Below are 13,122 nucleotides of genomic sequence, written 5' to 3'. Positions count from 1 at the left end.
GATAGGAAGCTCGCATGCTGACAGGCAGTACGGTCGGGCTCAGGGCTCGGCACGAGGAGGACATCCCGGTCCTGCGGGCCGAGCTCTACGACGACGTGGTCAACGCCTCGCGGGCCGAAGGCGGGCCGTGGCGGCCGATCTCGCCCGGCTCGAAGGATCCGCGGCTCGTGGTGGACGAGACGAGGCAGGGGAGCGTCCCGTTCTCCGTGGTGGAACTGGCCGGCGGCACGCTCGTCGGCACCGCCACGCTGTGGGGCATCGACGACCACAACCGGTCCGCCCACATCGGACTGGGGCTGCTGCCGGACGCCCGCGGCAAGGGCTACGGCACCGATGTCGTCGCGGTGCTGTGCCACTACGGCTTCGTCGTGCGCGGCCTCCAGCGGCTGCAGATCGAGACGCTGGCGGACAACTTCGGGATGCTGCGCGCCGCCGAGCGCAACGGCTTCGTCCGCGAGGGCCTGCTGCGCTCCTCGGCCTGGGTGCTGGGCGAGTTCCTGGACGAGGTGCTGCTCGGGCTCCTCGTCCAGGACTGGAAGCGGGACTCCACGCCCTAGCCCTAGGCCCGCGCCGGGGCGGATGCCGCGGTCAGGGTGCCGTGGGCCGCCAGGAGGCCGGCGGTCGTCTCCGGGGACGCCGGGCGCAGGGGTGCGCGGACCGGGCCCGCAGGCAGGTCCAGGGCGTTGAGGAGGGCCTTGGCCGTGACGGTGCCGGGCAGTCCCGACGCCATCATCAGCTCGGTGAGCGGGATCGTCCGGCGCTGCAGCCGTGCCGCCTCGCGGGTGTCGCCCGCGTCGAAGGTGTCCAGGAGGGCCCGGAACGCCTCCGGTGCGACGTTGGCGACCGTGCTGACGCAGCCGGCCGCGCCGAGCGCGTACAGGGCGAGGATCTGCTCGTCGCACCCCGCGTAGCAGGCCAGGTCCGTGCGGGCCAGCACCTTCTGGATGCCGAGGAGGTCGTAGGAGCAGTCCTTGACGGCCACGACGCGCGGATGCCCGGCCAGTCGGACGAGCGTGTCCGGCTCGATGCGGGTTCCGGTGCGGCCCGGGATGTCGTACAGCATCAGGGGCAGTCCGCTCGCGTCGGCGACCTCACGGAAGTGGGCCTCCAGGGCGTCCTGCGGGGGCCGGCTGTAGTACGGCGCGGCCACCAGCAGGCCGTCGGCGCCCGCCTTCTCCGCGGCCAGCGCCAGTTCCACCGTGTGCCGGGTGTCGGCGGTGCCCACCCCGGCGACCAGTGCGGCCCGGTCACCGACCGCTTCCCGGACCGCCGTGACCAGTGCCGCCTTCTCCGCGTCCGTCGTGGTCGGCGACTCACCCGTCGTGCCGGACAGCACCAGGCCGTCGCAGCCCCGCGAGACCAGCCGGTCGGCGAGCCGCTGGGCGCCGTCCAGGTCGAGGGCGCCCGCCTCGGTGAAGGGCGTGACCATCGCGCACAGGGCGCTGCCGAAGGGGCGGGGCGTGAGGGAGGTGCGGTCGTCTGTCGTCATGGAAGCAGTGTCGGCAGACAGATCGTGAAGCTCTACTTAAATCTGCTACGAGGTACGCGTAAGGCCTGCTGAGAGATGGGGGTGGGGGTAAGGCTCGGTGAGCGGGGGTACCCGGGGTCCTCCGAACCGAGAGGAGGCGGAACACCGTGACCGGGACCATGCACACCAGGCCCGTGCGCGACGAGCACTCCGTGGGCGAACTCGTCTCTCAGGCCACCGAACAGCTTTCCCGGCTCGTGCGCCAGGAAGTGGCCCTCGCCAAGATGGAGCTGGCCGAGAAGGGCAAGCGGGCCGGACGGGGCGGCGGGATGCTGGGCGCCGCGGGCGCCATCGCCTACGTCGGGCTGTTCGCCCTGGCCGGCGCGGCCGCCGCCGCGCTCTCGCTGGTACTGCCCGTCTGGGCCTCGGCGCTCATCGTGGCGGGCGCGCTGTTCGTGATCGCGGGCGTGCTGGCCATGACCGGCCGCGCCCAGCTCCGCCGCGCCGTACCGCCCACGCCCGAGAGGACCATCGGCAGCGTCAGGGCCGACGTGGACGTGATCAGGGAAAGGGCGCATCGATGACCGACGCGAGGAGCGGGGACGGCACGAGGACCGGGTCCACCGCGCAGCCGGCCGGCGGGGCCAAGGGCCCCGACGAACTGCGGCGGCAGATCGAGCAGACCCGCAGTCAGCTCGGCGACACCGTGGAGGAACTGGCGGAGAAGGCGGACGTGAAGGGCCGCGCCAAGGCCCGGGCCGCCGACCTCAAGGACAAGGCCGGAGCCATGACCGTGCAGCTCCGCAGCTCCGCCCGGCACGCCGGGCACACCGTGCAGGACAGGGCGCACCGCGCCGGGCGCACCGCGCCGGGCGACGCGGACCCGGCCGGCCGCACCGCCCGGCAGCGGATGCCGGACCGGGTGCGCGGCGCGGTGGCGGCCGGGAAGCGGCATCCGCGCCCGGTGCTCGTCGCCGGGGCGGCGGCGGGCGCGGTCGTCGCGGCGGGCGTGCTGCGCCGCCGGCGCCACGGGCACTGCTGAATACGCCCGCGGGCGGCACGACGAGGGGCTCCGGCGGCGGGGTCCCTCGCCGCTCTGTGCGGTGCCGCCGGACGGGCGCTTGACCTCAACCTTGGTCGAGGTCGGAGGGTGGTGCGTGCACCCGACGAACGACACCCCGTGGAGGCCGGCATGACCCGCCGCACCGACGCCCACCCCGACCTCGTACGCCCCGACGTCCAGGCGCCGTTCTTCAGCACCTGGCGCGTCGGCACCCCCGAGCGGCAGCGGCAGACCGTCGAGGCGATCGCCCGCGCCTGGGAGCGCCGCCCGTGGCCCTCCGCCGACCTGCTGGGCTACCACGTCTACACGGGCCACGACGGCAGCACGCTCCTGCACCACTCGCAGTGGACGAGCGAGCAGGCGTACGAGGCCTTCGCGAAGACCCGGCGGCAGGAGCGGGTCGACGAGATCGACACCGCCGTACCCGGTATCGAGCGGCTGGGACTCGGCCGCTACCGGCGCTACCGCAGCGCCACCCGTGAGGACGGGACCGCGCCCGTGCCGGGCTGCGTCGTCGTCGTGGACGTCGAGTTCGAGGGCTCCGGCCCCGACCGGCGGCGCGCCTGGGTCGACGCCGTCCTCGACGCCCTGGCGGGCGAACCGGAGCCGGCCCCCGGCGGCATCTCCGCCCACTTCCACCTCAGCACCGACGGCACCCGCGTCCTCAACTACGCCGAGTGGGAGAGCGCCCGCGCCCACATCGACGCCCTCGCCGCACCCGGCGACGGCGTCGGCTCGGCGACCGACCGGTGGAAGCGGGTCCAGAACTGGCCGGGCCTGAAGACCAGCACGGTCGAGCGGTACGACCACGCCCTCGGCCTCGTGCCCCGCTGACCCCGCCCCCACCGGCCGCGGGTCACGGACGGAAGCGCAGGACCTGCGGGTCGTGGTCGCTGATCTGGTCCGGGAACTCGGCGTTGATGTGCACGCTGTCGTAGGACAGGTGCCCGCTGCGCCGGATCGACGGGCTGACCAGGATCTGGTCGAGGACCTGGCTGTTGCCCTGGTAGACGTACGAGTAACGCTCCTCGCGGGGCAGCGACTTGACCGCCGACCACAGGGCGCCGCCGTCCTCGAGGAGGCGCGCCGTCCCGGAGAACTCGAAGTCGTTGATGTCGCCGAGGGCGATGACGTCCGCGTCCTTCTGGGCGGCGAGGATCTCCTTGACGAAGGTGTTCACCGCCGTCGCCTGGAGGTGGCGCTGGGTCTCCGAGACGCGCGCCGGGGGCTGGTACTGCGAGGTCAGACCCTGGTCGCCGCCCTTGGAGCTGAAGTGGTTGGCGATGACGAAGACCGTCCGGCCGCGGAAGACGAACTCGCCGGCCAGCGGCTTGCGGCTGTCCTCCCACGCCGGGGCCGCCGGGTCGACGCGGCCGGGGGAGTGCGTGAGCACCGCCCTGCCACGCACCTTCGCCACCCCGGTCGCGGTGGTCGCGTCGCCCGCCGCGCGGTCGGTGAAGGAGACCCGCTCCGGGTTGAACAGGAACGCCTGGCGGATGTTGCCGCCGGGCTGCCCGCCGTCGGTGCCGTCGACCGGGTCGATGCCGCGCCACTCGTAGCGCGGGCCGCCCGCAGCGACGATGGCGTCGATCAGCTTGCCGACCGTGACGTCGGCGGCCACCGTGCCGTCGTCCTTCGCGCCGCTGTTGTCCTGGATCTCCTCCAGGGACACGATGTCGGGCGACTGCAGGTGCCGCACGATCGCCTCGGCGTGCGCCGCGAACGTGCCGTCGGACGGGTCGAGGTTCTCGACGTTGTACGTGGCCACCGCCAGCTCGCGCTCGCCCTGCGCACGCGTCGTCTCGCGCTCGGTGCCGCCGCTCCGCAGCGCGCCGATCTCACCCGCGACCAGCGTGTAGCCGCCGAACTGGTTGTAGTCCAGCGGGCCCGCGGTCGTGCCGGTGAGCGTGTCGCCCACGGTCGCCCGGGGGAAGTCGGCGGGCTTGCCCAGGGACTGGATCTGGAGCCGGCCGGTGTTCTGCGCGTCGTAGGAGCCGTAGACCGTGCCGCCGCGACCGCTCGCGTTCTCGGACGGCTTCACCGTGACCCACAGCTCGGTGTACGGGTCCGAGGCGCCGACCACGCGGGCGTCGAGCACCTGGACGTTCATGCCCTCCAGGGACTCGTAGTGGTCCAGGGCGTACCGGTCGGGGCGCAGCGGCAGGGCGTTGACGGAGCCGTTGGCGACCGGGTCGCCCTCGGGGGTGTAGGCGTCGGGCACGGAGCCGGCGGAGACGGTCGTCGCGGCGGGGACCGGGTTGCCGCCGGAGACGACGGTGACCGTCGGGCGGGTGATCTCGGTCAGCGACTGGTTGCCGGACGAGGTGCCGCCCGGGACGAACTCCGAGACCGTGCCGGAGACGGTGACCGCGTCACCGACGGCGACCTTCGGCGTGGAACCGGTGAAGACGAAGACGCCTTCGCTGGTGGCCGGGTCGGCGTCCGGCCGCGGATCCTGCATCCAGAAACCTCTGGAGGAGCCGTAGCCGCGGACGCCGGTGACTATTCCGGCCACGTCCGCGACCTGCTTGCCCGCGTAGGGCGACAGCCGCGTGGTGCCCTGGATGTCGTGGATGCGCACCGAGTCGGCGTGCGCGGGCGAGGTGAGGACGACGGTGGACGCGGCCGAGCAGACGGCGGCGACGGTGAGCGCGGCGAGGCGCGCGGAGGACTTGCTGGCCAACGGGATCCCTCCGGGGACGTGACAGAGCGCCGGGACGAGGGCTGACGCGAGGGGCCGCAGGGCACTCGCAGGACCGTTGCCGTCCTGAGTGGACAAGACCCTGGACAGGTCCTGGGTGAACAGTTGTCCCCCCGCTTTCTACGCGCGTCAATCTCCTGCCTGCCCAGGGCGGTTGTCAAGGTTTCGGCCATGTACGGAACCCGACGGGGAGATGAACCGGGCGGCATGGGTCGAAACCCGTCTAGGCTGAGCGGCTGAGCCGTACGGCAGTGAGGCCGGCCGTACGGCGGTCAAGGCGCGCGAGGAGAAACAGCAGATGTCAGACAGCTCCACCCTGCCGCCCGCGCGGCTGCACCCCGAAGCGGAGCTGGCCCGCGACGCGCTGTCCACGCCGGTGCTCTCCCGGGCCGCCGGGCTCGCCCGCTGGGCGGGCCCCGCGACCCGCGTCGACGCCGGGGGCGGGCTCGTCGAGGAGCAGCTTCCGGCGGCGGCCGAGGTGCTCGGGCTGAGCGGGGACGACGCCGCGGCGTACGCGAGCGAGGCCTGGCGGATCGCCGTGGACACGGGGCTCGTGGAGATCACCGACGAGGAGGAGGGCACCGTCGCGGCGGGCGAGAGCCTCGCCCTGCTGACCGGCGGCTCCCCGCAGGACGTGCTCGGCCTGTGGCTGACGGCGCTGGAGACGGTGCTCGCCGACGCGAGCGTGCCCGACCTGGACGACGTGGTCGACGCGATGGCCGAGGGCGGCGAGGTGGACCTGGCGGCCCTGGGCTGGGACCCGGAGGCCGAGGCCGAGCTGCTCGACGGTGTGCTCGGCAACCTGTACCTGCTGACCGTCGGCGAGGGCGGCGCCGAGGACGCCTCGGTGCCGCTGCCGGCGCTGGCCGCGTCCGTGATCGTGCCCAGCGACATGGGCGAGCCCACCAACGACATGCTGGAGCAGGTCTCCGACGCGATGATGCGGCTGGACGACCAGTTCCGGATGCTCGAGCCCATCGGACTGGTCGCGTACCGGCCGGTGGACGAGGCGCTGATGGCCGACGCGGAGGAGGAGCCCGCGGCGCCCGTCGACGAGACCGACGTGGCGCGCTACGGCATGGTGCGGCTGACCCCCCTCGGTCTGTACGGGCTGCGGGCGCGGCTGCTGGAGGCCGGTTTCGCGGTGCCCGCCGTGGGTGATCTCGCGGGCAAGGACGCCAACGCGCTGCTCGACGGGACCGCGCACTTCCCGCCGGGCGCGGCGCACGCGGAGACCGAGCGGTGGCTGGCCGGCCGGGAGCCGCTGGCCGCGGCGCGCGAACTGCTGTCGGCCGCGCGGGGCACCGACGCGGGGGCGCCGTTGCGGCGCCTGCGGTGCCAGCAGGCGCTGTCGCTGGTCGGCGGGGAGGCCGAGCCCGCGCTGCGGGAGGTCCTCGACGACCCGGAGCTGGGCGGGCTGGCCCGGGTGTGGCTGACCGAGCACGGTGCGGGTGACGTGCCGGCGCCGCCGGAGGCGATGGTGTTCTGGCTGACCATCGACACGGTGGCCGCGCAGTTGGCCGCCGAGGGGAACTCCGAGGAACTGCGGGCCCTGGTGGAGGGGCTGGCCAGGCAGCACCGGGGATTCTTCGACACGGCGTGGCGGGTCGGGCATCCGGCGACGGCGGACGTGCTGGAGGCGATGGGGCGGCTGCATCCGGACAAGAAGGTGGCGAAGGAAGCGCGCAAGGCGGCGTTCAAGGCCCGCTCGCAGCACGGGGGTTGAGTCGCGGGGTGCTCGGGGTGGGCCGGTGCGGCTCCCCTTGGCGCGACTGTCCGGGGCCGCGGCGCGGTGCGGCCGGTCCCTGCGGGTTCACGCAAGTGGGCAGGGGGACGTAGGGCTCGGTTCAGACGGTGTTCAGGGGTGCGCGGGAGCTTGGTGGGGCCGGCCGCCATCGCCCGCGGTCCTCATCGCCACAGGAGAACACCCATGTCGCTCACCCGCAGAGACTTCGCCAGCCGATCCGCGCTCACCGGGGCCGGAGTCGTGCTGGCGGGCAGCGTCGGCGCCCTCGCCACCGCTCCGCAGGCCCTGGCCTCCACGGACACCGAGAGCGCGGAGGAGGCGGAGGGACAGGGGCAGGACCACGGCGGGGCCGGCTACGGGCCGCTCGTCCCCGACCCGGACGGCATCCTCGCCCTGCCCGCCGGGTTCCGGTACGAGGTCGTCACGTACAGCGGCCGGACCACCCTGGAGACGGGCGAGTACACCCCCTCCCACCACGACGGGACCGCCGCCTTCGAGGGCCCCCGCGGCAGCACCCTCCTCGTGAACAACCACGAACTCGGCGGCCCCCGCACCAAGTGGGACCACCCCGTCCCGCTCACCGAGGGCCTCGTCTACGACCCGGCCGCCGCCGGCGGCTGCACGGTCGTCGAGGTCCGCCGCGGAGGCCATGTCGCGGAGTGGGTCGGCATCGCCGGCACCGCCACGAACTGCGCGGGCGGCAGCACCCCGTGGGGCACCTGGCTGACCTGCGAGGAGACCGAGGACAAGGCCGGCAGGAACGGCATGACCAAGGACCACGGCTACGTCTTCGAGGTCGACCCCGCCGACCACCGCGCCAACCGCGACCCCAAGCCGGTCAAGGCGCTCGGTCGCTACGCCCACGAGGCCGTCGTCGTCGACCCCAAGCGCGGACACCTCTACCTCACCGAGGACGCCTCCGGCCCCAACGGCCTGTTCTACCGCTGGACCCCGCCGGAGGACTTCCGGCACGGCCGCGGCCGGCTGCGCACCCTCGCCGACGACGCCGGTGTCCTCGAGGCGTTCAAGTGCTTCGACTCCGGCGGCCGGTTCGTGGACGACCTCTCCCGCGCCACCACGACCGGCACCGTCTACGGCGTCGACTGGGTCGAGGTCCCCGACCGCGATGCCCGCACCACCTCCGTGCGCAAGCAGTTCACCACCGGCCAGGTCACCCGCGCCCGCAAGCTGGAGGGCATGTGGTGGGCGGACGGCGGCGCCTACGTCGTCTCCTCCTTCGCCCGTGACGAGAGCCCCGGCCGCCCGCACGACGGCCAGGTCTGGTTCTACGACCCGCGGCGCCGCACCCTGACCCTGAAGGTCCTCCTCGGCGTCAACCCCGACCCCTCCGCGGACGGCGACTTCGACGGCCCCGACAACATCACCGTGTCCCCCTACGGCGGCCTCGTCATCGCCGAGGACGGCGACGGCGTCCAGCACCTGTTCGGCGCCACCGACAGCGGACGCACCTACCCCATCGCCCGCAACGAGCTGAACATCGGCACCGAGGAGGAGCCCGAGTACAGCGAGTTCACCGGCGTCACCTTCTCGCCCGACGGCCGGACCCTGTACGCCAACATCCAGACGCCCGGCATCATGCTCGCCATCACCGGGCCCTGGAAGCGGCAGAAGCGCGGGAGTTAATTCGCTCGCCCGGGCGACGGCCGCCCTTTTAGAGTGATGAACGTCCAGGTGCGAAGGCAGGACCTACTTCCACTCATAATGGGGCGGCCACGGGTTCGAGTCCCGTCTCCGGCACCACACGCCGGTGTAGCTCAGAGGCAGAGCACCTTGTCGGTTCCGCCGACCTGAACTCTGGACACACACTCCACGCACCTCCCGGTGCGCGGGCCGCGGCTACTTCTTTTCTCCGAGAAACCGATGCCGCGGCCCATATGATCTCGGGAGGCGCAGCAGAGGGCAGGGTGCCCGGTGCGCAGGCGGCGGATACTTCCTTGACCGGAACGCTGCGGGGTTCGAATCCCCGTCACCGGCTTCGGGCCGGTGTAGCTCAAGGGACAGAGCATCCGGACAGTTCCCGCCACCGATCCCGAACTCGGGCCCCTCCTTCTGCCGTGCCCTCCTCCACCAGGAATTCGGGGGGAATTCACCATGGCACGGTTCAACGCCAGGGGCGCGAAGGCGCGGCCCGCCTCGCCCGTGACGACCACGGGCCGGGCCCTCACCACCCACCAGGGCGGCCGGGGCCACGAGCGCGACGCCCGCTCCGAGCTCTTCCTTCTGGCGGTCGCCAACTTCGTGTCCCAGCAGAGCTTCTACGAGAGCGGCGCCGAGCGCGACGACCGCTTCGCGCGGCTCGTGCGCGAACTCGCCGTCACCGACCCGTCCTGGACGGCCGGCCTGCTCGGCTGGCTGCGCGGCGAGGGCAACCTGCGCACCGCCTCGATCGTGGGCGCCGCCGAGTACGTCAAGGCCCGCCTCGACGCCGGGGCCACCGACGGCCCCGCCAACCGGCAGGTCGTCGCCTCCGTCCTCCAGCGGCCCGACGAGCCCGGCGAGCTGCTCGCGTACTGGACGGCGACGTACGGCCGCGCCCTGCCCAAGCCGGTGAAGCGGGGCGTCGCCGACGCCGTACGGCGGCTCTACCACGGCAAGTCGCTGCTGAAGTACGACACCGCGTCCAAGGGGTACCGCTTCGGTGACATCCTCAACCTGGTGCACGCGGCGCCGGACCCGGACAAGCCGTGGCAGGGCGAGCTGTTCCAGTACGCGCTGGACCGCCGGCACAACCCGGACACCGCCGTCCCGCCCGCGTCGAGCGGCGTCCTGGTCGCCCACCGCGAGCTGATGGAACTGCCCGTCGAGGAGCGGCGGGCGGTCGTCACGGCGCCGGACGGGGCGCGGCGGCTGGCGGCGGCGGGCGTCACCTGGGAGATGCTGGCCGGCTGGCTCCAGGGGCCGATGGACAGGGCGGCCTGGGAGGCGGTGATCCCGTCCATGGGGACGATGGCCCTCATCCGCAACCTGCGCAACTTCGACGAGGCCGGGGTCTGCGACGAGGTCGCCGCCGAGGTCGCGGCGCGGATCAGCGACCCGGACGAGGTGGCGCGCTCGCGGCAGTTCCCCTTCCGCTACCTCGCCGCCCATCAGCACGCGCCGTCGCTGCGCTGGTCGTACGCGCTGGAGCGGGCGCTCGGCCACTCGCTGGCCAACGTGCCCGCGCTGCCCGGCCGGACCCTGGTCCTCGTGGACCGCTCGGGCTCGATGTTCTACGACCGGCTCTCGGACCGCTCCCGGCTCACCCGGGCCGACGCGGCGGCGGTCTTCGGCACGGCGGTCGCGCTGCGGGCGGCGGACGCGGACCTCGTCGAGTTCGGCTCGACCAGCAACCGCGTGAGGTTCCGCCGGAGCGAGTCGGTGCTGAAGGTCCTCGGCCGCTTCGGCAACCTGGGCGGCACCGACACGATCACGGCGGTGCGGCGGCACTACAAGAAGCACGACCGGGTGCTGATCGTCACCGACGAGCAGTACGCGTACAGCCACCACGGCGACCCGACCGAGCAGGTCCCGGCGCACGTGCCGGTCTACACCTGGAACCTCGCCGGGTACCGCGCGGGCCACGGCCCGTCGGGCAAGGCCGGCCGGCACACCTTCGGCGGTCTGTCCGACGCCGCGTTCCGGATGGTCCCGCTGCTGGAGGCGGCACGGGACGCCGACTGGCCCTGGGCGGCCTGAGGCCCCGCCGTCCGAGCGGCCCGCACCCCGCACAGCGGGGCGCGGGCCGCGCCGCGTCGTGCCTCACCCTTGTGCGGTCGATCGCTGGTATCTAACATTTCAGTCGTGGATGCCATCCGACCCGTGTCCCGAACCCTCCTCAGGGACCGCGCCTACGAGGCGATCCGGGACGCCATCGTGACCGGGGAGATCGAGCCCGGCGCTGTGGTGCGCGACGCCGACCTCGCCGAGCGGCTGGGCCTGTCCCGGGCGCCGGTGCGCGAGGCGTTCTCCCGGCTCGTGGACGAGGGGCTGCTGGAGAGCAAGCCGCAGAGCTACACGCGGGTCACCCCGGTCGTGGCCGCCGACGTGCGGGACGCCGCGGCCGTGGTCGGCGCCATGCACGAACTGGTCACCCGCGTCGCCGTGCCCCGCCTGGGCGCCGGGGACCTGGACGAGATGCGCGCCGCCAACGGGCGGTTCGCCGCGGCCGTCCGCTCCGGCGACGTCGACGGCGCCCTGCGCGCCGACGACGAACTGCACCACGTGCTCGTCCGCGCCGCCGGGAACCGCGCCGCCGCGGCCACCGTCGCCCGCTACACCCCGCTCATCCGCCGGCTGGAACGCCGCCGCTTCGGCGAGGGCGGCACCTGCCGTTCGGCCGGGCTGCACGACCGGCTGATCGAGGCCTGCGCGGCCGGTGACACCGAAGCGGCGCTCCGGGTCACGGCGGACATCTGGCGGGGCCTGGAAGAACTCGCCGACCCCGACTGAACCGGGAGGACCCATGTCCCTTTCCTCGTACGAGCGTTACCCGCTGCTCCTCGGGCCCTCGCCGGTGCACCGGCTGGAACGCCTCACCGAGCACCTCGGCGGGGCCGCGCTGTGGGCCAAGCGGGAGGACCTGAACTCCGGCATCGCCTACGGCGGCAACAAGACCCGCAAGCTGGAGTACCTGGTCGCCGACGCCCTGGCCCAGGGCTGCGACACCCTCGTCTCCATCGGCGGCGTGCAGTCCAACCACACCCGCCAGGTCGCCGCCGTCGCCGCCCGCGCCGGCCTCAGGTGCGTGCTCGTCCAGGAGAGCTGGGTCGACTGGCCCGACGCCGTGTACGACAAGGTCGGCAACATTCTGATCTCCCGGCTGGCGGGCGCCGACGTGCGCCTCGTCAGGGCAGGGTTCGGCATCGGCTTCAAGGAGAGCTGGGAACTGGCCCTCAAGGAGGTCGAGGACGCGGGCGGCAAGCCCTACGCCATCCCCGCCGGCGCGTCCGACCACCCGCTCGGCGGCCTGGGCTTCGCCGGCTGGGCGTACGAGGTCGCCGAACAGGAACGGGAGCTGGGCGTCTTCTTCGACACCGTCGTCGTCTGCTCGGTGACCGGATCCACCCAGGCCGGCATGGTCGCCGGGTTCCGCGCCCTGGAGGAGGCGGGCGGACGCCCCCGCCGGGTCATCGGCATCGACGCCTCCGCGGAACCCGCCCGCACGAAGGAGCAGATCGCCCGCATCGCCCACCGCACCGGACAGCTCATCGGCGTGAGGGCCGCCATCACGGAGGCGGACGTCGAACTGGACGAGCGGTACCACGCGGGCACCTACGGCATCCCCGACGACACCACGCTCGACGCGATGCGGCTCGCCGCCCGCACCGAGGGCATGGTCACCGACCCCGTGTACGAGGGGAAGTCGATGGCGGGCATGGTGGACCTGGTCTCCCGCGGCGAGATCGCACGCGACGCCACCGTCCTCTACGCCCACCTCGGCGGACAGCCGGCGCTGAACGCCTACAGCGCGCTGTTCTAGCCGTCCCGGCGCACCGCCGGGGCGTGCGGGCGGCGCGCGGTAGGCTGCCCGAAGGTTCTCCGGCGGGCAGGGAGTAGGGCGATGGCGCAGGTCAGGCCCATGCGTGCGGACGCCCGGCGCAACCGCGAGCGGTTGCTCGCGGCGGCGGCCGAGGCGTTCGCGGAACACGGGGAGGGCGCGTCGCTGGACGAGATCGCCCGGCGCGCGGGCGTCGGCGTCGGCACCCTCTACCGGCACTTCCCCACCCGGCAGGCACTGCTGGAGGCCGCCTATCTGGAGCGGATCGAGGCCATCGCGGCAAGGGCCGACGCGATCGCGGCCGGGCGCCCGGCGGGCGACGCGCTTCTGGCCTGGCTCGACGAACTCGCCGTCGGAATGCTCCAGGTGCGCGGGCTGAAGGCGCTGCTGGGCACGGCCGTCACCGGCGGCGGACCGGCGTGCGGCGACTGCGTGCGCGGCGCGGCGGCACGGCTGGTGGGGGCGGCCCAGGAAGCGGGCGCCCTGCGGCGGGACGTCGAGCCGATCGACGTGCTGCGGCTGGTGCACGGGATCGTGACCGCCTCCGAGGCCGCCGGTGAGGTGGACGGGACGGCCGTACGCCGGTACCTGTCGCTGCTCATGGAGGGACTGGCGCGGACGTAGGGGCGCGCGGCCGGGCCGGGCG

Annotated in this window: 12 protein-coding genes; 10 read left to right on the top strand and 2 right to left on the bottom strand. The window is 73.6% G+C overall.

Translation table 11 applies throughout. The features are described 5' to 3' along the window. Positions 1-14: 14 nt before the first annotated feature. Positions 15-557 carry a GNAT family N-acetyltransferase gene (locus tag ACH499_RS00555; RefSeq protein ID WP_399012990.1) on the top strand — a complete coding sequence of 181 codons (543 nt, stop codon included), beginning with the start codon at positions 15-17 and terminating at the stop codon, positions 555-557. 2 nt (positions 558-559) lie between these two features. Here ACH499_RS00555 and dapA read toward each other — a convergent pair whose 3' ends face one another. After that, a complete protein-coding gene (gene dapA / locus ACH499_RS00550) occupies positions 560-1,489 on the bottom strand; it encodes a 4-hydroxy-tetrahydrodipicolinate synthase (protein WP_399012988.1) in 930 nt (309 codons plus the stop codon). A gap of 146 nt (positions 1,490-1,635) precedes the next feature. Between dapA and ACH499_RS00545 the strand changes: the two genes are divergently transcribed. The 3 genes from ACH499_RS00545 (at position 1,636) to ACH499_RS00535 (ending at position 3,365) form a co-directional block, all read left to right on the top strand. Then, a complete protein-coding gene (locus ACH499_RS00545; RefSeq protein ID WP_356203768.1) occupies positions 1,636-2,052 on the top strand; it encodes a phage holin family protein in 417 nt (138 codons plus the stop codon). Further along, a complete protein-coding gene (locus tag ACH499_RS00540; protein WP_399012987.1) occupies positions 2,049-2,510 on the top strand; it encodes a DUF3618 domain-containing protein in 462 nt (153 codons plus the stop codon). Before ACH499_RS00545 ends, ACH499_RS00540 begins: the two co-directional genes overlap by 4 nt. Positions 2,511-2,660: 150 nt before the next feature. Continuing rightward, entirely contained in the window at positions 2,661-3,365 is a 705-nt protein-coding gene (locus ACH499_RS00535) for an antibiotic biosynthesis monooxygenase (RefSeq protein ID WP_356203772.1), read from the top strand. A gap of 22 nt (positions 3,366-3,387) precedes the next feature. Here ACH499_RS00535 and ACH499_RS00530 read toward each other — a convergent pair whose 3' ends face one another. Next, a complete protein-coding gene (locus ACH499_RS00530) occupies positions 3,388-5,214 on the bottom strand; it encodes an endonuclease/exonuclease/phosphatase family protein (protein ID WP_399012985.1) in 1,827 nt (608 codons plus the stop codon). A gap of 316 nt (positions 5,215-5,530) precedes the next feature. Here ACH499_RS00530 and ACH499_RS00525 point away from each other — a divergent pair, with 316 nt between their 5' ends. From ACH499_RS00525 to ACH499_RS00500, 6 genes are all read left to right on the top strand, one after another. Continuing rightward, positions 5,531-6,958, top strand: coding sequence for a hypothetical protein (locus ACH499_RS00525; RefSeq protein ID WP_399012983.1), 1,428 nt, complete (start codon positions 5,531-5,533; stop codon positions 6,956-6,958). Between the two features lie 204 nt (positions 6,959-7,162). Then, positions 7,163-8,623 carry an alkaline phosphatase PhoX gene (locus ACH499_RS00520; protein WP_399012982.1) on the top strand — a complete coding sequence of 487 codons (1,461 nt, stop codon included), beginning with the start codon at positions 7,163-7,165 and terminating at the stop codon, positions 8,621-8,623. 468 nt (positions 8,624-9,091) lie between these two features. Beyond that, positions 9,092-10,675: a TROVE domain-containing protein gene (locus tag ACH499_RS00515; protein WP_356203780.1), complete on the top strand. Its 1,584-nt coding sequence runs from the start codon at positions 9,092-9,094 to the stop codon at positions 10,673-10,675. A gap of 105 nt (positions 10,676-10,780) precedes the next feature. Then, a complete protein-coding gene (locus ACH499_RS00510; protein ID WP_399012980.1) occupies positions 10,781-11,428 on the top strand; it encodes a GntR family transcriptional regulator in 648 nt (215 codons plus the stop codon). Between the two features lie 13 nt (positions 11,429-11,441). Beyond that, positions 11,442-12,458 (top strand): 1-aminocyclopropane-1-carboxylate deaminase, encoded by a 1,017-nt coding sequence (locus tag ACH499_RS00505; RefSeq protein ID WP_399012979.1) that lies wholly within the window; start codon positions 11,442-11,444, stop codon positions 12,456-12,458. Positions 12,459-12,539: 81 nt separating this feature from the next. Continuing rightward, positions 12,540-13,100 carry a helix-turn-helix domain-containing protein gene (locus tag ACH499_RS00500; RefSeq protein ID WP_356203786.1) on the top strand — a complete coding sequence of 187 codons (561 nt, stop codon included), beginning with the start codon at positions 12,540-12,542 and terminating at the stop codon, positions 13,098-13,100. Positions 13,101-13,122 lie beyond the last annotated feature (22 nt).

The organism is Streptomyces sp. NPDC018947, assembly GCF_044390505.1.
In the GTDB taxonomy this organism is placed as follows: Bacteria; Actinomycetota; Actinomycetes; order Streptomycetales; family Streptomycetaceae; genus Streptomyces.
The sequence above is the reverse complement of the archived record's forward strand: the minus strand, read 5'-3'. Positions and strand labels throughout refer to the sequence as shown.

Bases quoted from the DNA above. Each gene is read 5' to 3' on its own strand.
- ACH499_RS00535 (WP_356203772.1), top strand. From the start codon at position 2,661: ATGACCCGCCGCACCGACGCCCACCCCGACCTCGTACGCCCCGACGTC.
- ACH499_RS00500 (WP_356203786.1), top strand. From the start codon at position 12,540: ATGGCGCAGGTCAGGCCCATGCGTGCGGACGCCCGGCGCAACCGCGAG.
- dapA (WP_399012988.1), bottom strand. From the start codon at position 1,489: ATGACGACAGACGACCGCACCTCCCTCACGCCCCGCCCCTTCGGCAGC.
- ACH499_RS00505 (WP_399012979.1), top strand. From the start codon at position 11,442: ATGTCCCTTTCCTCGTACGAGCGTTACCCGCTGCTCCTCGGGCCCTCG.
- ACH499_RS00555 (WP_399012990.1), top strand. From the start codon at position 15: ATGCTGACAGGCAGTACGGTCGGGCTCAGGGCTCGGCACGAGGAGGAC.
- ACH499_RS00525 (WP_399012983.1), top strand. From the start codon at position 5,531: ATGTCAGACAGCTCCACCCTGCCGCCCGCGCGGCTGCACCCCGAAGCG.
- ACH499_RS00520 (WP_399012982.1), top strand. From the start codon at position 7,163: ATGTCGCTCACCCGCAGAGACTTCGCCAGCCGATCCGCGCTCACCGGG.
- ACH499_RS00515 (WP_356203780.1), top strand. From the start codon at position 9,092: ATGGCACGGTTCAACGCCAGGGGCGCGAAGGCGCGGCCCGCCTCGCCC.
- ACH499_RS00540 (WP_399012987.1), top strand. From the start codon at position 2,049: ATGACCGACGCGAGGAGCGGGGACGGCACGAGGACCGGGTCCACCGCG.